A 21,249-nucleotide genomic window follows, 5' to 3' on the forward strand; every position below is an offset into this window, starting at 1 on the left:
GCGTTGACGACTACGGCGGAAAACGGCACGCCTTGATCATCCGTATGTAGCGATACCGGATAAAATTGACGAAGATCAAAGGCATGTCAAAAGCCTGGACGTATACGCGTCGTGAGATGCTGCTGGGCAGCAGCTTCTTGGCTCGCGCGTTGTTCGAGGTCGTTACGGTGCCTACAACCAATCAGCCGCAGCGCAAGGTTGCCATGGTGTTGAATGCGGCTGACTCTCCCTTCGTCGTTGGGTACACACAAGACGGCATTACCTCGTTGCGTTATCGTAATGATGGGTATGACACGGATTATGTCGTGCCTGGAGCCGGGCTGGGGACAGCTCACGCTAGAGTTCGGCGTGCCGATCCGAATGGCATATGCTTCGAACTGGCGTTGACACAACGAAGCCGATGCATAACGCGGCCCTTGAACTAGCAGCCCGCGATTCCGGCGTCGTTCTCACAACCCGCCTCGCAGTCGACGAGGCTGGATTGACGTGGGAGATCATGCTGCGGAACGAGGGCATGGTGAGCGTGGAGGTTGGCGACCTCTATTTGCCCATGCCGATGAATACTGAATTTCGGGCAGGGCAGCCGATATCGGCGGCAGTTTCGAAGCACAGCTTCGTCTCGGGGCATGGGTCGCACATTTTCTGGATTCGCGGCAACAGCACCGGTCCCTCCCTCATGCTCCTACCGGAATCGGACACGTCACTGGAATATTGGGATGTCCACAAGGGTTCGACCGAAGCCAATGGGACGTGGTGCGCGTACTTCTTGGGCGGGGCGGCCGCCTGCGAGGCAGTGGCGGGCGGGACTCGCTGGCGACAGCCGACCCATTCCCTGTCCCTGTCACCAGCCGAGCAACGGCGTTGCCGTCTCCGCTTCCAGTGGGTTGCCGATCACGAGGCGGCGCGCAGGGCTATCGCGGACGCCGGTCTGGTGGACGTGGAAGTAATGCCGGGCATGACGGTTCCCAACGACCTGCACGTCGACATCGCGCTCGCGTCCTCTATTCCAGTGGAGCGAATCGAAGCGGAATTCACCGGCGACACGCTGGTGCAACGGTTGCCGGATCGGGCTGGCAGGCGACTGTGGCGGGTTCGCTTTTGGCGATTGGGCGAGAATCGTCTGACCCTGCACCAGCCGGGTGCGCGCCAGACCTTTCTTGAATTCTTCGCTACCGAGCCCGTCGAGATGATGATGAAGAAGCGCGCAACCTTCATCTTGAAACGGCAGCATCGCGACCCGTCCAAATGGTGCGACGGTTAGCACCGATCCTTGCCTTGCCCTGGCGCGGCGGACCAACCTTCCGTTTCATCGGGGAAGCGTGCCGTTGCCCCCAGTGACAGGCAAGCGCAAGCCTGGTGCCGTCAAGACCATGGGGGCAGCGCGCGATTTCGGCGTTAATGAAGGGCTCACCATTCCGGTTCACCACAACGACGCGCTCGGCCGTCGGTATTCAAGCGTATGTGCGTTGTTCTGGAAGGATTCCGAACAGAGGTTCTTCGCAGAGCTCAAGCACAGTGGCGTGCAGTTACATATGGTTCTTCTCTATCTCGCACAGAAAATCGTGGATCTGCACGCCGTCGAAATAAAGACTTCGACGAGAAGGGACCATTTTTCCAAACTTCAGATGTGCCCTTTAACGGATCGGGAGAAGGAAGTCTTGAAGTGGGCCAGAATGGGAAAGACATCGGACGAAACGGCCATGATATTGAAGGTCAGCCACAAAACTGTCGAAGCCCATATCAAAGGCGCGATGATCAAGCTTGGAGCGACCAACAAAACACAGGCCACCGTTCAAGCCATATACCGTGGCCTGATCGACATCTGATTGGTCAAAAAAGCCCGGTTATCTCCTTGTCTGTGTTGAGGACATTCCGCTCTACGGAAAGCAGGTTGTCTGATACACAGGAAGGACCGGCAATTGCGACGGAATGGTTCGGAAGGTTTGGGGACGGAGGGCAACGCCGCGCGTGAAACATCCGAGCTAGACCCGGCGATCCAGTCAAACTGCGTTTGGACCGACGTCACATGGGCAGATCCTCATAACCGCGAAATGTCGGGCGCCGCTTTCAAACTCAAGGACGAGATTTCAGTCGACGCAGTCTTCGTCGTAGCAATTTAGCCGCGCGTATTCTTGATCGTCAGGCGCTTCAGTGCCGTTACAAAACGCATTGCCAATTGAGCGCTTCATGCTAGGAAACCTCGTTCTGAGAGAAGGAAAGTTGCGATGGTCAAGAAAGCCAAGAAGAAAATTGTCCGCCAAGAGTACACTGCAGCCGATGTCAAGGTGTTGCGCGCCCATTCAAAAGCGAAAACACCCGTTGCTAAGATCGCAAAACAAATGAAGCGAAGCGAAGGTTCCTTGCGCCAAAAGGCGCAGAAGCTTGGCATTCCATTGGGCCATCAACGATAAGTTTCTGCACGTACCTACGTTGAGGTCCAGGGCCTCATTCATCATCGCGGAAGGATGCAGCGATCACCTTGCGCCTCCTTCTGCCAATCCGTGCTTTTTGAGAAGCGCCGGAGTCGGCCTAGGTCTCAAGGTAGTCCGAGCCGACGGCATGACCGTCGGCTCGGCGAAGCGGCAAAACGCAGCTTCAGCGCTTGTCAGCCCGGCATGCCGGCCGTCAGGTGTCCGCACCGGGAAGAATTGGTTCTTCGCCGAAGGGGCGGTTAATGATCGACAGCGCGTCGGGCGCGGTGAAGACGCGGTTGCGCGCATAGCCGGTGCGCTCGTTCAAGATTTTATTCTCGACCAGTTGTTCTACCGCTTGCGAGGCTGCGGGCACCGTAATGCTGAGAAGCGAGGCCAGACGCTTGACGGTCAGCACCGGATAGTGCGGCAGAACATCGAGTGCGCGCAGGCTGGCTGAGCCCTGGCGAAACTTCCGCCGCTTCCGCCATAGATCGCCAAGTGCAGACAAAGCGTCGCGGGTCTTCAGCAGCTCATCTGTGGTGCCGACAATCGCGTCCGCCATGAACCCGACCGCTTCATGCCATTCGAGGCGCTGCTGAGCCGCCTTGAGCGACTCATAATAAGCTGTCTTGTGGGCTTCAATGTACGGCGACAGGTAAATCGGCATCATGCCTTCGGCGGCCATCATCAATGGCAAAAGCAGACGGCCAACGCGGCCATTGCCATCACGAAACGGATGGACTGCCTCAAAATGTGCATGCGCAACCGCCATTCGCACAACGAAGCTCTGGTACATCGCCTGCATGCCCTCGCAGCTCATGTACTTCATCGTGTCCTCCAGACACGCGGCAATGTCCGACGGCGGCGTCGGATTGTAGGTCGAATAAGCAATATCGCCTCTGCCGCCGATCCGATCGGCTATCAGGCGGACTGGAGGACAGGGACAGACGATGCCCGCGGCCGACGGTGAACGGATCGTGCGCCTGGTCGCGCACCATGTCGGCGCTGAGGTCCATGCCAACAAACCCCGCGTTTCGGCCGAGCTTCCCGAGACGGGAGAGAGGTTTGAGGGACTTCTTCCGCCTGTCGATCCAGAGTCGACCGTCGGGATTGAGCATCACCTCGACGATCGAAGGGTCTTCGAGGAACGAAGCGATCGCCGGACCAAGCGCGGTGCGTAGCATGCGCGCACCACGCGAGAAGGCTTCTGAATGGATTGAAGTGACCGCCACGACCGCCCCCGTCGAGCGTCAATCGCAAAATGCGATCGACGACGGGGACGAGTAGAGAAGGCAGGAAACGAGTCAGTTCAACAAGTATTCAGCCGTCGTAGGGATCCGTCGTAGAGCAGAGAAAAAATACTTTCTCTATCGAAAGTGCGCCGATCGAACCCCTAATGCAAACTCTACAATAATTGCTTATGGCTGCGCGGCCCCGCTCTAGTCGGAACTTTGACTCCAATCGCGCAGGTATTCAGTGTCCTGTAATCGACCGTTCGAAGACCGTCGGACAGATCCTGCTTTCCCGCTGCTCTGCCAGAACCGGTCGAGTCTGCAAGTCCACTTATTGAGAACAGCCGCCGCGCTCGCTGCCGGAGGGTGGGCAGTCGCACTTGATCGAGACCAACCCCCAAGGCGATCAAACCGAAGATTCCCACCCACGAAGATCGCGTGCTTCGTATTTGCTCAGAAACTCTTCAATCGAGAGCTTGCGAAAATCCGCCAGCGCCGTGCGAAGCCCTTCGTGATCCCAGTCCCACCACGCAAGCCTGGCGAGCCAGCAGGCGGCCTCGTCGGAGAAACGCCGCCTGACGGGACGGGCCGGATTCTCACGAGGATGGTATAGGCCGGAACGTCCTTGCCGATATTGCGGTCGGGAAGCACATTGCACCGTGGCCGATACAGACGTCATGAGCGATGTCGCCGTGGTGCTGCCGCCGCCAATCTAAGAATTCCGCCTCATCACTTGCGCCAGGAAAACAAGCGCCCGCCCGATAAGTGAAATGCGACTGGCTCGCCCGGTCCATCGGATGATTGCCGGGGTTGATGCGGGTCATCGCCGCGATCGAGCAGAACTTTCCAATCGTCGTGTAGGTGACCTGGGAGTCGTGCTCGACGTTGGAATAGTCGCCAAGACTCCTGAAATGTATTCTCAACCAATTTCATCTGCTTACAGGGTAAGGAGAACGTCGTCCGCTACCGCCCGCATATGCCGAGCTCCCGGGCTAATAGGTTCTCTTAGTTGGGCCGCGCGTACGAAACCCTCGCTCGGCACCAGCCGCGTTCAATCGGAACGATTTCTCCGCTTACCCTCGATAAGATCGAGAATTGCCCGAGCGGCTTCGAGCACATTAGTGCCGGGGCCAAATACCGCAGCAACGCCCATTTGAAATAGATCGTTGTAATCCTGCCGGGGCACCACTCCTCCACAGACAACGATGATATTGTTGTGCCCTGCCGCCTTCAGTTCCTCAATAACCTGTGGAATGAGCGTCTTGTGCCCGGCCGCCAGAGACGAAATCCCAAGCACGTGTACGCCCGCGCGAACTGCCAACGTCACGGCTTCCGCGGGAGTCTGGAATAACGGTCCCGCAACGACATCGAAGCCAATGTCCCCAAACGCAGACGCAATAATCTTCGCCCCTCGGTCATGTCCATCCTGGCCCAGCTTCGCGATCATGATTTTCGGTCGCAGGCCAATACCCCGCGAGACTTCATCGACGCGCGCCACGAGATTTGTGAACTCGGGATCGTCTCCGTAGGCGGGTCCGTACACCTTTGAAACGACGTCTGGAACCGCCTGGTGATCGCCGAAGGCTAGTCGCATCGCGTCAGACATCTCACCAACTGTCGCGCGGCTTCTGGCGGCTTCGGTCGCCGCTGCGAGCAAGTTGCCCTCTCCGGTTCGGGCCAGGCGCGTCAGCTCGGCCAGTGCAGCGCCGACCTTGTTCGGCTCGCGCGTCCTCTTGATACGTGCAAGACGCTCGATCTGTGAGGCCCGCACGATAGAATTGTCGATCTCAAGAATGTCAATCGGCTCCTCCTGTTCGAGACGGTAGCGATTGACTCCGACAATCACCTGATCTGCGCGATCGACCGCAGCCTGCTTTCGCGTCGCAGATTCTTCGATGAGCCTCTTCGGCCAACCAGTCGAGATCGCGCGCGCCATTCCGCCCATGGCTTCAATCTCTTCCATGAGCTGCCACGCTTCTCGAGCCAGATCATCGGTTAGGCGCTCTACAAAATACGATCCCGCAAGGGGATCGACGACATCAGTGACGCCTGTCTCGTGTTGAAGTATCAATTGCGTATTTCGGGCGATCCGCGCCGAGAATTCGGTTGGCAACGCAATCGCCTCATCAAATGAGTTCGTATGCAGCGATTGCGTTCCGCCCAATACGGCGGCCAATGCCTCATACGCGGTCCGCACGATATTGTTGTATGGGTCTTGCTCCTGGAGAGACACACCCGACGTCTGGCAGTGAGTACGGAGCATCAAGGACGACTGCTTCTTGGGCTGAAACTCCGCCATTACGCGAGACCAAATCAGCCTGGCGGCGCGCAACTTTGCCGCCTCCATGAAGAAATTCATTCCGATCGCAAAAAAGAAAGAAAGCCGTCCCGCGAAATCATCGACATTCAGACCTTTGGCAAGCGCCGCTCTTACGTACTCGCGTCCATCTGCGAGCGTAAAAGCGAGCTCCTGAACGAGGGTCGCTCCGGCTTCCTGCATATGATAGCCAGAAATCGATATCGAATTGAACCGAGGCATGTTCTGAGCCGTGTACGCAATAATGTCTGCGATGATGCGCATCGACGGCTGCGGAGGATAGATGTAAGTGTTTCGAACCATGAACTCTTTGAGAATGTCGTTCTGGATCGTTCCAGATAAGGCTTCCGAAGCCACGCCCTGCTCTTCACCGGCCACGATGAAGGTTGCCAGAATGGGAATGACCGCTCCGTTCATGGTCATCGAGACGGACGTCTCCGCCAAAGGAATCCCGTCAAAAAGGATCTTCATGTCTTCGACTGAGTCGATGGCAACGCCAGCCTTGCCTACATCACCAACAACGCGCGGGTGGTCGGAGTCGTATCCGCGGTGCGTCGCCAGATCGAAAGCGACGGACAGACCCTTTTGTCCGGACCCCAATGCGGCACGATAGAACGCATTGGATGCTTCCGCCGTCGAGAATCCCGCGTACTGCCGGATCGTCCAAGGTCGACCAGCGTACATCGTTGCTCGGGGGCCACGAACGAACGGCGAAGCACCAGGCAAGGAGTCCAGATGGGCAATGCCGTTCAAGTCCGCCGCCGTGTAGATCGGTTTGATAGCGATGCCTTCGGGTGTTTCGCGCACAAGAGTGCCGGGATCTGCCTTCAGTTCCCTCTCCGCAACTTTCCTCCACTCATCCGGGAAGGTCATCACTCGCCCTTCATCTCTCGTACGGTTGGTGGCCGAACTCATTTGAACTCCAGGATCAGCGCATCGACCGCCAGCGTCGCGCCGGCGGCGGCGTGGACCTTCTTCACGGTGCCGTCCTGCTCGGCGCGCAGCACGTTCTGCATCTTCATGGCTTCGACCACGGCCAGCGTCTCGCCGGCCTTGACGTCCTGCCCTTCGGTGACCGCGATGGAGACGATCAGGCCGGGCATCGGGCACAACAGCTTCTTGCCGGTGTCGGACGCCGTCGTCACCGGCATCAGCCTTGCCGATGCAGCCTCCGCCCCGGTCCAGACATAGACAGGCACCTCGACACCTTGATGCGCGAGGCGAATACCGTTGGCGATCGGCCGCGCCTGCACCGCGACGAAATGGCCGTCGATGGTGCCCTGCCAGACCGGATCGCCCGGCTTCCACGGCGACTGCAGGAGGTGCGCGTTGCCGACTTTGCCCTCGGCATCGACGAAGCGGATCGCGATTGCCTCACCCTCGCGTCCCACCTCGAGCTGGATCTCCTGGCGATCGAGCCAGACGGCGCGGCGGCGCTCGCGCTGTACAATCCTGCCGCCCATCTGGCCGGAGATCTGCCGCTTGCGCTCGCCGAGCACGTGATCGATGGCGGCACCGACCGCGGCGATGCGCCGTGCGACCTCGCCTTCGGGCAGGCGCACCGCAAAACCCTTGGGGAATTCCTCGGCGATGAAGCCGGTCGACAGCCGGCCCTCGCGCCAGCGCGGATGATGCATCAGCGCCGACAGGAACGGGATGTTGTGCCTGATGCCATCGACATAGAACGAGTCGAGCGCAGTCGCCTGCGCTTCGATCGCGGCCGCGCGCGAGGGCGCATGCGTGACGAGCTTGGCGATCATCGGATCGTAATGGATCGAGATCTCGCCGCCCTCCTGCACGCCGGTGTCGTTGCGGATCGTGATGCCATCCTTGCTGGCTTCCGCCGGCGGACGGTATTTCACCAGACGCCCGATCGACGGCAGGAAGTTGCGGAACGGGTCTTCGGCGTAGAGGCGCGACTCGACGGCCCAGCCGGTCAGCGTGACGTCCTTCTGCGCGATGGCGAGCTTCTCGCCGGCGGCGACACGAATCATCTGCTCGACGAGATCGACCCCCGTGACGAGCTCGGTGACGGGATGCTCGACCTGGAGGCGTGTGTTCATCTCCAGGAAGTAGAAACTCTTGTCCTGCCCTGCGACGAATTCGACCGTGCCGGCGGAATCATAATTCACCGCCTTGGCCAGCGCGACCGCCTGCTCGCCCATCTTGCGGCGGGTGGCCTCGTCGAGCAGCGGCGACGGCGCCTCCTCGATGACCTTCTGGTTGCGGCGCTGGATTGAGCATTCGCGCTCGCCGAGATAGATCACGTTGCCGTGCTTGTCGCCCAGCACCTGGATCTCGATATGGCGGGGATCGACGATGAACTTTTCGACGAAAACGCGGTCGTCGCCGAACGAAGCCTTGGCCTCGGCCTTGGCGAGGTTGAAGCCTTCGGCGACCTCCGACTTCGAAAGCGCGATGCGCATGCCCTTGCCGCCGCCGCCGGCGGAGGCCTTGATCATCACGGGATAGCCGATCTCGTCGGCGATCCTCACCGCGTGCTTGTCGTCCTCGATGACGCCGAGATAGCCCGGCACGGTCGAGACCTTGGCCTTGGCCGCCGCCTTCTTGGATTCGATCTTGTCGCCCATCGCGGCAATCGCGCCCGGGTTCGGGCCGATGAAGACGATGCCGGCCGCTTCCAGCGCGCGCGGGAATGCCTCGCGTTCGGACAGGAAGCCATAGCCGGGATGCACGGCTTGCGCGCTGGTCTTGCGGCAAGCCTCGACGATCTTTTCGACCACCAGATAGCTCTCGGCCGCCGCAGGCGGGCCGATCAAGACGGCCTCGTCAGCCATCTCGACATGGAGAGCGTCGCGGTCGGCCTCGGAATAGACGGCAACCGTCTGAATTCCCATCTTGCGGGCGGTCTTGATGACCCGGCAGGCGATTTCGCCGCGGTTGGCGATCAGGAGTTTCTTGAACATTGTCATAGCGGCAAATTGTCGTGCTTCTTCGCCGGCGCTTCCACCTTCTTGTCCTTCAGCATCGCCAGCGCGCGCGCGATCCGCTTGCGGGTCGAGTGCGGCATGATGACGTCGTCGATGTAGCCGCGCTCGGCGGCGATGAAGGGTGACAGGAAGCGGTCTTCGTATTCCTTGGTGCGCGCGGCGATCTTGTCGGGTTCGCCGATGTCGCTGCGGAAGATGATCTCGACCGCGCCCTTGGCGCCCATCACGGCGATCTGGGCGGTCGGCCAGGCGTAGTTCATGTCGGCGCCGATCTCCTTGGAGGCCATGACGTCGAAGGCGCCGCCATAGGCCTTGCGGGTGATGATGGTGACCAGGGGCACGGTGCACTGCGAATAGGCGAACAGCAGCTTGGCGCCGTGCTTGATCAGGCCGCCATATTCCTGCGCAGTGCCCGGCAGGAAGCCCGGCACGTCGACGAAGGTGACGATCGGGATGTTGAAGGCGTCGCAGAAGCGAACAAAGCGCGCGGCCTTGCGCGAAGCGTCAGAGTCGAGCACGCCGGCCAGCACCATCGGCTGGTTGGCGACGAAGCCGACGGTGCGGCCCGCGATGCGGCCGAAGCCGGTGACGATGTTCTTGGCGAAGGCTTCCGCGATCTCGAAGAAGTCGCCCTCGTCCACGACCTTCAGGATCAGCTCCTTCATGTCGTAGGGCTTGTTCGGATTGTCGGGGATCAGGGTGTCGAGCGACATGTCGATCCGGGCGGTGTCGTCGAAGCTCGGCCATTCCGGCACGCCGTCGGTGTTATTGGATGGCAGGAAGTCGATCAGGCGCCGCATCTGCAGCAGCGTCTCGACATCGTTCTCGAAGGCGCCGTCGGCAATCGAGGAGCGCGTCGCGTGCACCGAGGCGCCGCCGAGCTCTTCCGCCGTGACGACCTCGTTGGTCACGGTCTTCACCACGTCAGGGCCGGTGACGAACATGTAGCTGGTGTTCTTCACCATGAAGATGAAGTCGGTCATCGCAGGCGAATAGACGTCGCCGCCAGCGCAGGGACCCATGATGACCGAGATCTGCGGGATCACGCCCGAGGCGAGCACGTTGCGGCGGAACACGTAGGAATAACCTGCGAGCGCGGCGACGCCCTCCTGGATGCGCGCGCCGCCCGCGTCATAGAGTCCGATGATGGGCGCCCGCGCCTTCATCGCCATGTCCTGGAGCTTGGTGATCTTCAGCGCGTGGGTCTCGGAGAGCGAGCCGCCGAACACCGTGAAGTCCTTGGCGAAGACGAACGTCTTGCGGCCGTTGACGGTGCCCCAGCCGGTGACGACGCCGTCGCCCGGCACCTTGGTCTTCTCCATGCCGAACTCGGTAGAACGGTGCTCGACGAACATGTCGAACTCCTCGAACGATCCCTTGTCGAGCAGCAGCTCGATGCGCTCGCGCGCGGTCAGCTTGCCGCGGGCGTGCTGCGCCTCGATGCGCTTCTCCCCGCCGCCGAGCTTTGCGCCGGCACGACGATCTTCAAGTTCAGTCAGTGTAGTCACGGCAGCGTACGTCCTCACTATTGGGTTCGACTCGGCGCGAACCGAGAAAGCGGCCTTTACAGAATGGGTGTAGCGCCGCGGTTGATCCGGGCGTGAGCCCGGGCTCTGCGGTCACTTTCCCGAAGCCTCGCAAGCCGACAGCGCCACCGGGGACGAGCCCGAGGCGGCCACAATTTTCCGAACTACACAATTTGGGCGGCTAGGCCAGTTCCCGGGTAGCCGGGCTATCGACGGCCTTTGCACCTCACTCGAATGTATGCAAACTTAGCAGATCGATCGCAATTGGAGGATAAAAGAAGTGCATAAAACTGCTGACGACAGGACGCATTTTGTAAAGTCTGTAAAGTGAAAAAGCATCACAAGGTGTTTGCGGGCGACCGGCTGCGGCGGCTGCGCGAACAACGCGGAACCACACAAGCCGAACTCGCGGACGCTCTCGGCATCTCCGCTGGTTATCTGAGTCAGATGGAGGGGGATCAGAGGCCGATCACGCGCAAGTTGCTAATTCAGCTCAGTCGGCTGCTCGGCATTGAGCCGCACTATTTTGTAGCCGACGATGACTTGCGTCTCGCGAGCGAACTGCGTGAAACTGCCAGCGATCCGCTGTTCGGATCAGCCATCTCCGCCGACGAAGCAAGCGCGGCGGTTCGTGTCGCCCCAGACATCGCGCAGCGCTTTCTTCATCTCTATCGCGGTTATCTTGCGCTCGAAGAAGAACACCGTTCCCTTCAAACGCGCGTCGCGCAAAATAATGTGGGGGCCGCGAGCCGCTTTCCCTACGATGAGGTCCGTGATTGGGTGCAATCGAAACGAAATTATTTCGATGCCCTGGACCGGGCTGCAGAGCGGCTCGCTGAAGCAAGGGATTTCCATCCCGAGAATCGCAGCGAAGACTTCATCAGGTATCTGCGCGACACTTATGGGATCAGGACGGAATACGCCCTGGAGGATCTTGGCGAGGGCATGATCTGGCGGCTCGACAACAACGCCAAGACACTCTTTCTATCTGCAGATGCCCCCGTAGAGAGCCGGCTGTTCTGGGTTGCTCACGTGATCGGCCTCCTGGAAGAGCGAGAGAGCATCGAGCGCCAGATCAAACAGGCACGATTGAGCAACACAGAAGCCGCATCGCTGGCACGCGTCGCCCTCGCCAATTACTTTGCCGGCGCACTGGTCATGCCGTACGAGGCCTTCCTCAATACCGCGCGTGAGGCTCGGTATGACATCGAACGCCTTCAGCGCCGCTTCGGCACGAGCTTTGAACAGGTCTGCCACCGCTTAAGCACCCTTCAACGTCGGAACTCTCCTGGAATTCCGTTCTATTTCCTGAAGATCGACATTGCCGGAAATGTGCTAAAGCGCAGCAGCGCTACCCGCTTCCAGTTCGCCCGCTTCGGAGGTCCCTGCCCCCTCTGGAACGTTCACCAATCGTTTTCACATCCCGGCCACATTCTGGTTCAGTTGGCCGCCACGCCGGACGGGACCAGGTATCTTTCTGTAGCTCGAACCGTGAGCCTTTCGGCAGGCTCCTACCTTAGCCGCCCGCGCGCTGTTGCGGTCGGGCTCGGGTGCGAAATTGCCTATGCAAACGAGACGGTCTACTCGAAGGGCTTGGACCTCGACGACCGCGATGCCGTCGATCTCATCGGTCCGGGATGCAGGGCCTGCGAACGCAAGGATTGTCGTCACCGGGCGTTACCTCCGATCGGACACCCACTCGACGTAGGCACAATCGAAAGAGGAGTTGTCCCATATCAAATCGACAGTAAAATGCCGCGAAACGGCAACAGCAGATGATAACGCTCCGGAAGCTGCTCTTCTCCCAATGCTGGCATGAGCCGACGCAGCTTGGAGCCGCAATGAAAGGCAAAGCAATGTTCGCATACCCGACTTTCCTCTTGTTCTTGGCAGCCGCGCTGCTTGTGGCAATCACGCCGGGACCGGGTATCTTCTACATTGTCGCGCGGACACTTGCGGGAGGCAGGGACGAAGGCTTGGCCTCGAGCGTCGGCCTGGGCTTCGGCGGGCTTGTGCACGTGTTGGCTGGCGCCGCGGGCCTGTCCGCGCTCGTCATGGCGAGCGCAGAGGCTTTCACGTTGCTCAAGATAGTAGGAGGCCTGTATCTCGTCTGGCTGGGGATCAAAACATGGCGCGAAGCACGTGTTGTTGAGCCGACTGACGTTCACACCACCGGAGCGCACCGGGCCTTTCGCGAGGGCATCGTCGTCGAAGCACTAAATCCCAAGACCGCCGCATTTTTCCTCGCGTTCATCCCTCAGTTCATCGACCCATCCGCAAACGTCGCCGCACAGTTCATCACGCTGGGGCTGATCTCGGTTGCACTTAACACCAGCGTAGACTTGATCGTGACCTATTGGGCTGCGAAAGCACGGGACGGCTTCGCAAAGCGGCAGTCATTGATCATCAAAACCAGACAGGTATCGGGCGCGGTCATGTGCGGCCTCGGAGCTACTCTGCTGTTCGCCCGTCGTACGAGCTAGCGATCGTCAACTGGATGCAACAGTTGGCAACTTTGCAGCAGGAACGAAAGTATCGTACCTGCTCTTTGCACAGAGATACTTCATTTCGCCTCGTGTTCCAGCTCGACCGTCGCGAAATTGAGTTCAGGGCGCCCGGGAAATAAAGGCTGATATCCGGGCAAGCTCTCCATTCGCGCCAGCCAAGGCAATAGATTCTGGAACGCCCGCAAATCGATCCCACTCATGTTCGCCAGGCGAGTGTACGGATAAAGGGCCACATCGGCGATACTTGGATGAGCTAGTGTGGCTACCCAACCCGAAGACCCTTGCCTTGCGAGCTGACCGTCCAACAAGCGCAACGCGCGCTCCGCTTCGGCCTTGAAACGAACCATGTCTTCGTCACCAACTTTGCGGTCGCGACGAAGGCTCAGATGCAGTCGCAATTGCGCCAACGGATGCATGTGCTGAGATTGCTCGAACGACATCCACATCAGGACAAATGCTTGATCAACAGCGGAGATCGGCCACCAATGCGTACCGTGAGCTAGAAACTGCAAGATCGCAATGGATTCGCTGATGGTACGTCCATCATCGAGCTCCAAGGTCGGCACCATGCCAAGTGGACTACGCTTGAGAAACTCCGGATCGCCAAGATTGCCCCGATCGATCGACAGCGTGACTCTCTGGAGAGGTCTATTAAGGAGGCCAGCTAGAAGTCGGACCTTCCAAGCGTTCCCCGATCGCTGCGTATCGTAAAGCTTCATCGTTCTGCACCTCGTCGACAAATCGCCAGGAAGTCATCGGGCAACATTGCTTCCCGACGCTCAGGTCTCCTTAGTAGCGATCACCACCAATGCGGACGCGGCCTCCGACGTGAGAGCGGTCAACTTGTGCGGAATGGTTGAATTGAATTGCACGCAGTCGCCCGGATAAAGAACCTCCTTTCGCTTTCCGATAAGAAGTTCGATTTTGCCGGTCAGGATGAAGAGGATTTCCTCACCTTCGTGATGACTCATGATCCGCCCCCGCTTCGCTGTTTTCGTGGGCCGGACAATGAAGGCACGCATGATGCGGTCCGGTGCCAGCCCGGCAACCAGAGACAAATACGTCGTGGTATCCCCTGGCTTACCGTTCTTTGCACGCACGACAGCAACGGGGTCCTCGTCGTCATGTTCTCCGTACAAGCGGTCAAGGGAAGTGCCCAGCGCTTCCGCTATCTTGAGCGCAGAACCAATTGACGGTGACGAAAGACCGCGCTCTAGCTTGGACAGATAACTCCTCGTCAGCCCCGAATCGGCCGCCAGTTGCTCGAGGGTCATCCCGCTTTGAACGCGGAGAAATTTCAGGTTAAGGGTCATATCGATCGAATCGGCGAAACAGAGCATGCGATACGCTTGCCCCCAATCTGGGTGATATTCAGGCCCAGATCAACACCGACCCCTTCTGTTGTTGGGACCCGGTATCACCTTCCGCAAGGCTGTCAAAGGTCCAGCACCAGTTTTGGCCCTGCACAATCTCCTACACAGACGATGAGTTCGTTTTGCCGCTCGGCCGGCGAAAGAACGCGATCCCTGTGAATCGGCGGCCCTTCGATCCACCGCGTCCGGCAGGCACCGCAGATGCCGCCGCCGCACGACACCGGCACATCGACGCCCATCGCCTCTAGCGTTCCGAGCAAGCCAACTTCGGGCATCACTGTTGCCGTCTTCTTGCTGGCCCGCAGAACGAGTTCATAGGGTGGCACGTCGCTCTGGACGATCCGCTTCGGCGGAGTGAACATCTCGACATGCTTGCGTTCCGTCGGCCACGCCTCAACGGCGGCTTCGAAGTCCTCGAGCATCGGCTCAGGTCCGCAACAGGCCGCGAAGCCAGTGGCAGCGAACTCGTCGACTAACGCGGCGATCGCTGGCTTCGCCTCCATGGTCGTATCGTACAGTCGGACATGGCCGGCCTCAATCGCCGGACCGATCATGTCGCCAAGAACCGGCTGGCCACGGCTAGCCCAATGCAGCCGATAGTTCGTCTGTCCGTGCCGCTGAAGGTGCCGGATGGCGGAGATGAACGGCGTCACGCCGATGCCGCCAGCGACGAACACGTTCATTCCGTTTGTGCTTAGCCCGATGCCGCCGCGCGGCAGCGAGGCGCCAATTCGGTGTCCGGTCCGCACGCGATCGTGCAAGAACTTCGAGCCGCCGCGGCCATCTCTTTCTCTCTTCACCGCGATGACGTAACGCGTGTTGTCTTCGGGTTCGTTGCAAAGCGAGTAAGTGCGCACCAGACCAGGCTCAAGGTGCACATCGATATGCGCCCCAGGCTTGAAGGGCGGAAGGTCCCAGCCGTCCTGATCCATCAGCGTGAAACGCTTGGTATCATTGCCGAGATCCTCGACCTGCGAAACGACGGTCGAGACAGTCTTGATGGGCCTCCCCATTACAGGGGCCTTACGATATCGCCCACGCGCAGTGTCCCACCGGCAATGATCTTGCAATTCAATCCAGAGCGGTTGATCAGCGGGTCGAATACGGCTTTGCCAAGAATTTCTTCGATATGCCGGCACGGCGTGGACAGGCGTGTCGCCTCTACGATCGCCTCGCCGAGCCTAAAGCGTCTGCCAACGAGATGATTGACCGGCACGCCTTCCACCGTGACATTGCGCCGATGCTCGTCCGGTAAGAGTTCGATACCGTGGTCGCGCCGGAGTGCCGCGATGGTCTCCATTTCGAACAGGGTAATCTGCCGCCCTTCCTCCGGCTTGTACGAATAGAATCCGGTTTCCTGTCCAATCAGGTATCGATCACCTTCGATGCCCCGACCCGCAATCAGTTGGAGCTCGGAGAAAGAGCGCATCGGGAGAAATGCGCGCGGCGTCTTGTGCAGGAAGCGCACGACGCCTTGCCACGACGTGGCGACTTGCGGTCTTTCGGATACGATGCCGTCCATTTGTCTACTTTCGGTATCCATGCGCTTTCTTTGTTTCGGCTCCGGGTCAGCGTAAGGCTGCCGCGATCGATTTGTCGGGAGAGTGATGCACTTCGGACTTCACCTCGATCAGGACGGGCCCTTTCATCGACATGGCTTCCTTCACGGTTGCCTCGACAACCTGCGCCCCGGAAATGCAGTATCCCGCCGCCCCGTAGGCACGCGCCAAGGCCACAAAATCGGGGTTTGACAAATCAGTGCCGTACGGCCGATTCGGAAACGTTCTCTCCTGATGCGAACGAATGGTCCGATACGAGCTGTTGTTTGAGATTACGATCTTCAGATCGGCTCCTCGCGCAACCGCCGTTGCGAGCTCGTTACCTGTCATCAGGAAACCGCCGTCTCCGCAGAACGCAACGACCTGGCGGTCGGGATACCGGAGGCTTGCCGCGAGCCCGGACGGAACGCCGCTGCCCATCGCGCCGCATGCCGAACCGAGCAGCCGCGCGGACGGCTGAAGGCTGAAGATGCGGTGGACCCATGCCGCGAAATTGCCCGAGTCCGTCGTGACCACTCCGTCCGGCCGAAGGTGGGAAGCGATCGCTGCGATAGCATGGCCGAAAACGTCCGTCGAAGGCACGCCTGATTGCGGCCAGCCATGCGTCGCACTCCGTGCGGCGGCTATCTCCTGGCGCCAGCCGATCCGCTCCTGGGGTGCGGCCGGCACGGCAAGCATTGCACGCACGAAGGCGTGCCCGCTGGAGACGATCGCAAGATCGGTTTGAAAGCGTGTCCCGATCGCGCCGGGGTCGGGATAGACCTGCACGAGAGGCTGGCGTGGTGCGGCTTGTCGAGGAAATGCAAATCCAAGCGAGGAAAGGTCCCCGAGGCGACTGCCGAGCGCAACGATCAGATCAGCGCGCTCGAACAGCTTTACATGCGCGAGCGAAGTGAAGAAGCCGAGTTGGCCTGCCCAGAGAGCATGATCGTTGGGAAACTGGTCTTGCATCTTGGCGGTGGCGACGACCGGCACGTTCCACTTTTCGCTCAACGCGATCAGATCCTGCCGAAATGCCGTTGTCCGGCACTCGCCGCCCACGAGCAGAATTGGCGTCTGCGCAGCGGCAAGCATCGCGCCGGCCTTCTCAATTGCCCCTGCACCGGGCTCGGGCAGCACGGCTCCGTGCGTTCTGACGAGGAGGCCCTCCGCTGAATCAGCCAGAAGATCTTCGGGAAGTTCGATGGCGACCGGCCCGGGCGTGCCGGACTGCGCCACCGCGAATGCGCGAGCCATCATCTCCGGCACCAATGCCGCAGAGCTCAGTCGAACAGCCCATTTCAGAAGCCCTCCGAACGAGCGGCCACAGTCGATCTCCTGCACCGCATCGCGATCGAGGTTGGGCCGGTCCACCTGACCGACCAGCATCACCAGGGGAATCGCCTCCTGCTCCGCCACATGCAGGCCTATCGCGGCATTGAACGCGCCCGGCCCGCGACTAGCCAACACCAGGCCAGCACGACCGGTGAGCTTGGCATCGGCGACGGCAGCAAGGCTCGCACTGCCCTCATGACGGCAAGTCACGAGGTCGATTTGGCTCCTGTCGTGCAACGCATCCAGCAGCGGCAAAAAGCTTTCGCCAGGAACGCCGAAGGCACGGTCGACACCGTGGGCGATGAGGCTATCCGCAATCAGCTCGGCAATACGATAGGTCATGCAAGGACAGTTCCATCCTGCTTGATTATGCGGACCTCGGCGGGCGCCAACAGCGGTGCTTCGGTAAGAGCCTGCAACCCCGCGACCGTCATGTCCTCGATCAGCGCATCTACCGAGAGGCCGTTGTCGGTCACGTCGAGAATCGCCAGATTGGTGAAAATGCGCGTAACGACTTTTCGCGCAGTGAGCGGGTAGCCACAGCGCTCGACAATCCGCGGGCGGCCATCCCTGGTCGTGTGGTCCATCATCACCCAGATCGATTTCGCGCCGACCGCAAGGTCAATGGCGCCCCCGATGCCGGGCGGCGATCCGTTATCGCCAGTGGTCCAATTGGCGAGATCGCCTTCCCGGGAGACCTGGAAGGCACCGAGAACGGCAACGTCGAGATGACCTCCGCGCATCATTGCAAACGAAAGGCTGGAATCGAAATACGATCCACCCCGCTTGAGCGAGATCGGCATCTTTCCAGCATTGATCAGGTCCCAATCCTCCTGCCCCTCTGGCGGCTTGGGTCCGACATTGAGAACACCATTCTCGCTATGAAGCATCACGCCAGATCCCGACGGCAGATAGTCGGCGACCTGCGTCGGCGCACCGATGCCGAGATTAACGAAGCCCTCGTTCGGAAGATGCAGCGCCACCATGCGGGCAAGTGCGTCGCGGGAAAGCGGCTTCATCACAGACTCCTTGTGAAAACGCGATCAACGAATACGCAGGGCGTGACGATGGTCTCCGGATCGAGTTCGCCGACTTCGACGATGCGATCAACCTCGACCGCGACGGTATCGCCCGCAGTAGCCATCACCGCGCAATGGTTACGTGCGCTCTTGTTGTAGGTGATGTTGCCGAGACTATCGGCCAAATGCCCCTTGATGAAGGTGAAGTTCGCGCGCAGCGGTAGCTCGAGAAGGAACTCGCGGCCCTGCACGGTGACCTTTTCCTTACCATCGGCGAACACCGTTCCGACGCCTACCGGCGAAAGAAAGCCCCCTAGGCCGGCGCCACCGGCCCGTATACGTTCAACCAACGTGCCTTGTGGAACGAGCTCGAGCTCCACCGTGCCGGCACGATACTGCTCCGCGAATTGCTGCGCGCTCCGCGGATAGGAGCAGATGATCTTGCGGACGATCTTGGCGCCGAACCAGAGCGACAGGTCGTCGTCGGACGAGCCCGCGTTGTTCGAAATAACAACGAGGTCACGAACGCCCTTGTCGAGCACCGCCGTGATCACACCTTTCGGCAGACCTGCGCCGCCGAAGCCGCCAACCATGACGGTGTGCCCGTCCTTGATGCCTTCCACGGCCGCCCCGGCATCCCTGACAATTACGTTGCGCATTTATTCCTTCCGCGAAAATCCGATTTCATTCAGCCGCGATAGTCGGAGGGAAGCCCCCGTCCGATCCGATCGAGCAGCATCTCATTCGTGCCGTCGGCATAGGCCGCCATGCGAACCTCCGCGAGATGCATGTTGAGGCGATGCGTCGCGCTTGCTCCGGTCGCACCTACGACCCGCATGCACTGGTCGATTCCCCAGATGGAGGTATCGACGGCAAACTTCTTGGCCTGTGCCGCGAGGGCTACCGGATTTCCACCTACCTGGATCTGCTCGGCGGCGCGAAACACCAGCGCGTTCGCGGCTTCGAGCCGAATGGATACCTCCGCGAGCTCCCATCGCAGGCCTTGATGGGCGACGAGCGGCTTTCCGAACGCGTGGCGCCCTTCGCAATAAGACACAGCCTCGCAAAGCGCCGCATGAAGCGTCGAGATGGCCATAGCGCCAACATGCACGCGGGCGGCATTGACGGAGGTCATCGAGGCCTTGAGCGCTGCACCAGGCGAGGCGATCAGGCCCCACTCCGGCACGAAGTGGTCACTGAAGGTAATCTCAGCAAGGCGGAACGAACGCGCGCCGGGAACGATGATCTCTTGCCGGCGGACGGTCGCCGCCTCGCCCAGCGGCACATAGAAGCTTGCGATGTCAGCGTTGCCGGCGCCATCCGGCACGCGTGCGAGCGCAATGAGGCCGCCGACCATCATGCCGTTGGTAAGCCAGGCTTTGGTCCCGTTCAGCGACCAACCACCCGCGACCGGTGTCGCCGTCGTGGTCAGGGCGGACACGTCGCTGCCGCCGCCGGGCTCGCTCATGGCGGTGGTCAAAAGCATCTCGCCCTGCAACGCGGACGGCAGCAACTCCTCAATCTGCGCCGACGTGCCCGTCTGCGACAGGCGAGTCACTCCGCCCTGGTGATGGTTCAAGCAGAATGCCGCCGCAAACCCATGGCGCGCCATCTCCTGAGCAACGCGGATCTTGCACAAGTAGGACGCCTCGAAGCCGCCATGGTCCCGCTTCGCTTGTAGACCCAGCTTGCCGGTTGCGGCCCACGCCGCAATCCATCTTGCGGGTAGCGCCTCACCTGCAAGGTGTGCCGCAAGAACGGCGTCGGAGAACGCGCCTGCACAGAACTCGCGCGTTTCATCGACATGACGCCTCTCATCGCTGGAGAGAAGCTCGTCGTACTGATGATAGAAGTCCGGCATCGATGCTCCGATCAGATCCCGCAGTTAGCGCGCAAGCAGGCTGCCCATTTCCTTGGCCCAATCGTTCCAGAACGCGACTTCGCGCCCGATATCGCCTGTAACGCTTTCAGTTGTAGAGCCATGAATCGGAAACGCGCCAAGGGTCTCGAGCTGCGCCAGAAATTCCTTGTCGTCGGCAGTCTTGTCCAACGCCGCGCCAATCTTGGCGACGACATCTGGAGGCAGCTTTGCCGGCCCTGCGATACCGAACCACGGCGACACGTCGAGCGGCTTGGCACCGCCCTGCTCCACGGTCGGCAGATCCGGGAAAGCCGGCGACCGTTCGCTGGATGCAACTGCAATTGCCTTGAGTGTTTTGGCCTTGATGTGCTGCGCGACCGTCGCTTCAGTGAAGAAACCGACCTGGACGACGTTCGCAATGGTATCAACGATCGGTTGACCGCCGCCGGAGTAATTGATGAAGGTCATCTTGGTGCCGTTAGCCTTGTCGAACAGCGTGCCAGCAATATGCGACGTCGCGCCAAAGGTGCCGCCGAAGTTCACTTCGCCGGGATGCGCTTTCAGATAAGCAATGAGCTCCGAGACGGACGAGACCGGAAGGCTCGGATTGACCACGACAAGATTGCGCTGCTTCGCGACCTTGCGGATGTAGGTGAAGCTCTTCTCCTGGTCGTATGGGACGGATGGATTGAGCGCGAGAGCCCGCGTATTCGACGATTCAACTGAGACCAGCAGCGTATATCCGTCCGGCTTTGCCTTGGCGACGTTGTTCGCACCAATGAGACCGGCTGCACCACCGTTGTTCTCGATCACGACGGGTTGCCCCAACTCCTTCGATAGCTGCTGTCCGATCACACGACCGATGATGTCGGTGGGACCGCCGGGCGGAAAGCCGACGATGAGCTTGATTGGCTTCGACGGATAAACGTCGGCCGCCACTGACGGCGCGGCGGCGAAGCCGAGGCACAGAGCGACGGCGGCAAGCAACAGGGATTTTCTGGAGAACTGGATCATGGATCACCCTCTCAAAAGATGGGCTCACAATCGAAGCAAAGGACACATTGTGTCAAGTACGAAACCGAAATGGCTTGTATAACACTCGCCGATACGCCTGCAAGGCGGAAGCACAATTCTGAAGCAATCTCTGCTGATTCTACCATCATTCCCTTAAATGTT

At 60.1% G+C, this 21,249-nt stretch carries 20 protein-coding genes and 2 pseudogenes; 8 read left to right on the forward strand and 14 right to left on the reverse strand.

Annotation, left to right across the window (positions count from 1 at the left end; all coding sequences use genetic code 11):
• The first annotated feature begins 65 nt into the window (after window positions 1-65).
• The 4 genes from P6U31_RS28765 to P6U31_RS28780 all read left to right on the forward strand — a co-directional run bounded on the left by P6U31_RS28765 (window position 66) and on the right by P6U31_RS28780 (window position 2,411).
• Complete coding sequence (locus tag P6U31_RS28765) at window positions 66-425, forward strand: hypothetical protein (protein ID WP_407185120.1); 360 nt, start codon at window positions 66-68, stop codon at window positions 423-425.
• Between the two features lie 56 nt (window positions 426-481).
• Window positions 482-1,261: a DUF5695 domain-containing protein gene (locus tag P6U31_RS28770; RefSeq protein WP_407185121.1), complete on the forward strand. Its 780-nt coding sequence runs from the start codon at window positions 482-484 to the stop codon at window positions 1,259-1,261.
• Window positions 1,262-1,334: 73 nt separating this feature from the next.
• A complete protein-coding gene (locus P6U31_RS28775; RefSeq protein WP_407189963.1) occupies window positions 1,335-1,826 on the forward strand; it encodes a LuxR C-terminal-related transcriptional regulator in 492 nt (163 codons plus the stop codon).
• Between the two features lie 399 nt (window positions 1,827-2,225).
• The gene (locus tag P6U31_RS28780) at window positions 2,226-2,411 is read left to right on the forward strand and encodes a hypothetical protein (protein WP_407185122.1); all 186 of its coding nucleotides are present in this window, start codon (window positions 2,226-2,228) and stop codon (window positions 2,409-2,411) included.
• Between the two features lie 214 nt (window positions 2,412-2,625).
• On the opposite strand, the gene P6U31_RS28785 is transcribed toward P6U31_RS28780, so the two are convergent.
• Complete coding sequence (locus tag P6U31_RS28785) at window positions 2,626-3,243, reverse strand: Fic family protein (RefSeq protein ID WP_407185123.1); 618 nt, start codon at window positions 3,241-3,243, stop codon at window positions 2,626-2,628.
• An 83-nt stretch (window positions 3,244-3,326) separates the two neighbouring features.
• Between P6U31_RS28785 and P6U31_RS28790 the strand changes: the two are divergent.
• Window positions 3,327-3,502 (forward strand): annotated as a pseudogene (locus P6U31_RS28790) (P-type conjugative transfer ATPase TrbB); the annotation flags it as partial.
• Window positions 3,480-3,701: a hypothetical protein gene (locus tag P6U31_RS28795; RefSeq protein WP_407190083.1), complete on the forward strand. Its 222-nt coding sequence runs from the start codon at window positions 3,480-3,482 to the stop codon at window positions 3,699-3,701. The pseudogene P6U31_RS28790 and the gene P6U31_RS28795, both read left to right, overlap by 23 nt.
• Window positions 3,702-4,052: 351 nt before the next feature.
• Here P6U31_RS28795 and P6U31_RS28800 read toward each other — a convergent pair.
• The 4 genes and pseudogenes from P6U31_RS28800 to P6U31_RS28815 all read right to left on the reverse strand — a co-directional run.
• A pseudogene (locus P6U31_RS28800) lies at window positions 4,053-4,551 on the reverse strand (chloramphenicol acetyltransferase); the annotation flags it as partial.
• 146 nt (window positions 4,552-4,697) lie between these two features.
• Window positions 4,698-6,836: a methylmalonyl-CoA mutase gene (gene scpA / locus P6U31_RS28805; protein ID WP_407189964.1), complete on the reverse strand. Its 2,139-nt coding sequence runs from the start codon at window positions 6,834-6,836 to the stop codon at window positions 4,698-4,700.
• A 38-nt stretch (window positions 6,837-6,874) separates the two neighbouring features.
• On the reverse strand, window positions 6,875-8,890 hold the full coding sequence (locus P6U31_RS28810) for an acetyl-CoA carboxylase biotin carboxylase subunit (RefSeq protein WP_407185124.1): 2,016 nt from the start codon (window positions 8,888-8,890) through the stop codon (window positions 6,875-6,877).
• Window positions 8,891-8,892: 2 nt separating this feature from the next.
• The gene (locus tag P6U31_RS28815; protein WP_407185125.1) at window positions 8,893-10,422 is read right to left on the reverse strand and encodes an acyl-CoA carboxylase subunit beta; all 1,530 of its coding nucleotides are present in this window, start codon (window positions 10,420-10,422) and stop codon (window positions 8,893-8,895) included.
• A 345-nt stretch (window positions 10,423-10,767) separates the two neighbouring features.
• Between P6U31_RS28815 and P6U31_RS28820 the strand changes: the two genes are divergently transcribed.
• Both P6U31_RS28820 and P6U31_RS28825 read left to right on the forward strand, forming a co-directional pair.
• Window positions 10,768-12,219 carry a short-chain fatty acyl-CoA regulator family protein gene (locus tag P6U31_RS28820; RefSeq protein WP_407185126.1) on the forward strand — a complete coding sequence of 484 codons (1,452 nt, stop codon included), beginning with the start codon at window positions 10,768-10,770 and terminating at the stop codon, window positions 12,217-12,219.
• Between the two features lie 62 nt (window positions 12,220-12,281).
• Window positions 12,282-12,923, forward strand: coding sequence for a LysE family translocator (locus P6U31_RS28825; protein ID WP_407185127.1), 642 nt, complete (start codon window positions 12,282-12,284; stop codon window positions 12,921-12,923).
• Window positions 12,924-13,003: 80 nt separating this feature from the next.
• Here the strand turns inward: P6U31_RS28825 and P6U31_RS28830 are convergent, their stop codons facing one another.
• From P6U31_RS28830 to P6U31_RS28870, 9 genes are all read right to left on the reverse strand, one after another.
• Window positions 13,004-13,666, reverse strand: coding sequence for a glutathione S-transferase family protein (locus tag P6U31_RS28830; RefSeq protein ID WP_407185128.1), 663 nt, complete (start codon window positions 13,664-13,666; stop codon window positions 13,004-13,006).
• 60 nt (window positions 13,667-13,726) lie between these two features.
• Complete coding sequence (locus P6U31_RS28835) at window positions 13,727-14,287, reverse strand: helix-turn-helix domain-containing protein (RefSeq protein ID WP_407185129.1); 561 nt, start codon at window positions 14,285-14,287, stop codon at window positions 13,727-13,729.
• A gap of 95 nt (window positions 14,288-14,382) precedes the next feature.
• On the reverse strand, window positions 14,383-15,333 hold the full coding sequence (locus P6U31_RS28840) for a PDR/VanB family oxidoreductase (protein ID WP_407185130.1): 951 nt from the start codon (window positions 15,331-15,333) through the stop codon (window positions 14,383-14,385).
• The gene (locus tag P6U31_RS28845; RefSeq protein ID WP_407189965.1) at window positions 15,333-15,842 is read right to left on the reverse strand and encodes an MOSC domain-containing protein; all 510 of its coding nucleotides are present in this window, start codon (window positions 15,840-15,842) and stop codon (window positions 15,333-15,335) included. Before P6U31_RS28845 ends, P6U31_RS28840 begins: the two co-directional genes overlap by 1 nt.
• Window positions 15,843-15,888: 46 nt before the next feature.
• Window positions 15,889-17,535 (reverse strand): thiamine pyrophosphate-dependent enzyme, encoded by a 1,647-nt coding sequence (locus tag P6U31_RS28850; RefSeq protein WP_407185131.1) that lies wholly within the window; start codon window positions 17,533-17,535, stop codon window positions 15,889-15,891.
• On the reverse strand, window positions 17,532-18,212 hold the full coding sequence (locus P6U31_RS28855; protein WP_407189966.1) for a 3-oxoacid CoA-transferase subunit B: 681 nt from the start codon (window positions 18,210-18,212) through the stop codon (window positions 17,532-17,534). Before P6U31_RS28855 ends, P6U31_RS28850 begins: the two co-directional genes overlap by 4 nt.
• The gene (locus P6U31_RS28860) at window positions 18,212-18,835 is read right to left on the reverse strand and encodes a 3-oxoacid CoA-transferase subunit A (RefSeq protein ID WP_407185132.1); all 624 of its coding nucleotides are present in this window, start codon (window positions 18,833-18,835) and stop codon (window positions 18,212-18,214) included. Before P6U31_RS28860 ends, P6U31_RS28855 begins: the two co-directional genes overlap by 1 nt.
• 65 nt (window positions 18,836-18,900) lie before the next feature.
• Complete coding sequence (locus P6U31_RS28865; RefSeq protein ID WP_407185133.1) at window positions 18,901-20,073, reverse strand: acyl-CoA dehydrogenase family protein; 1,173 nt, start codon at window positions 20,071-20,073, stop codon at window positions 18,901-18,903.
• Window positions 20,074-20,097: 24 nt separating this feature from the next.
• Window positions 20,098-21,087, reverse strand: coding sequence for a Bug family tripartite tricarboxylate transporter substrate binding protein (locus P6U31_RS28870; RefSeq protein WP_407185134.1), 990 nt, complete (start codon window positions 21,085-21,087; stop codon window positions 20,098-20,100).
• Window positions 21,088-21,249: the final 162 nt, after the last annotated feature.

It is taken from the genome of Bradyrhizobium centrosematis, from assembly GCF_045571495.1.
Taxonomy (GTDB): Bacteria; Pseudomonadota; Alphaproteobacteria; order Rhizobiales; family Xanthobacteraceae; genus Bradyrhizobium; species Bradyrhizobium centrosematis.

What these genes read in the sequence shown, in the direction of transcription:
- P6U31_RS28865 (WP_407185133.1), bottom strand. Translation starts at nt 20,073, where the DNA reads ATGCCGGACTTCTATCATCAGTACGACGAGCTTCTCTCCAGCGATGAG.
- P6U31_RS28810 (WP_407185124.1), bottom strand. Translation starts at nt 8,890, where the DNA reads ATGTTCAAGAAACTCCTGATCGCCAACCGCGGCGAAATCGCCTGCCGG.
- P6U31_RS28780 (WP_407185122.1), top strand. Translation starts at nt 2,226, where the DNA reads ATGGTCAAGAAAGCCAAGAAGAAAATTGTCCGCCAAGAGTACACTGCA.
- P6U31_RS28870 (WP_407185134.1), bottom strand. Translation starts at nt 21,087, where the DNA reads ATGATCCAGTTCTCCAGAAAATCCCTGTTGCTTGCCGCCGTCGCTCTG.
- P6U31_RS28850 (WP_407185131.1), bottom strand. Translation starts at nt 17,535, where the DNA reads ATGACCTATCGTATTGCCGAGCTGATTGCGGATAGCCTCATCGCCCAC.
- P6U31_RS28845 (WP_407189965.1), bottom strand. Translation starts at nt 15,842, where the DNA reads ATGGACGGCATCGTATCCGAAAGACCGCAAGTCGCCACGTCGTGGCAA.
- P6U31_RS28855 (WP_407189966.1), bottom strand. Translation starts at nt 18,212, where the DNA reads ATGAAGCCGCTTTCCCGCGACGCACTTGCCCGCATGGTGGCGCTGCAT.
- P6U31_RS28825 (WP_407185127.1), top strand. Translation starts at nt 12,282, where the DNA reads ATGAAAGGCAAAGCAATGTTCGCATACCCGACTTTCCTCTTGTTCTTG.
- P6U31_RS28830 (WP_407185128.1), bottom strand. Translation starts at nt 13,666, where the DNA reads ATGAAGCTTTACGATACGCAGCGATCGGGGAACGCTTGGAAGGTCCGA.
- scpA (WP_407189964.1), bottom strand. Translation starts at nt 6,836, where the DNA reads ATGACCTTCCCGGATGAGTGGAGGAAAGTTGCGGAGAGGGAACTGAAG.
- P6U31_RS28835 (WP_407185129.1), bottom strand. Translation starts at nt 14,287, where the DNA reads ATGCTCTGTTTCGCCGATTCGATCGATATGACCCTTAACCTGAAATTT.
- P6U31_RS28785 (WP_407185123.1), bottom strand. Translation starts at nt 3,243, where the DNA reads ATGAAGTACATGAGCTGCGAGGGCATGCAGGCGATGTACCAGAGCTTC.
- P6U31_RS28840 (WP_407185130.1), bottom strand. Translation starts at nt 15,333, where the DNA reads ATGGGGAGGCCCATCAAGACTGTCTCGACCGTCGTTTCGCAGGTCGAG.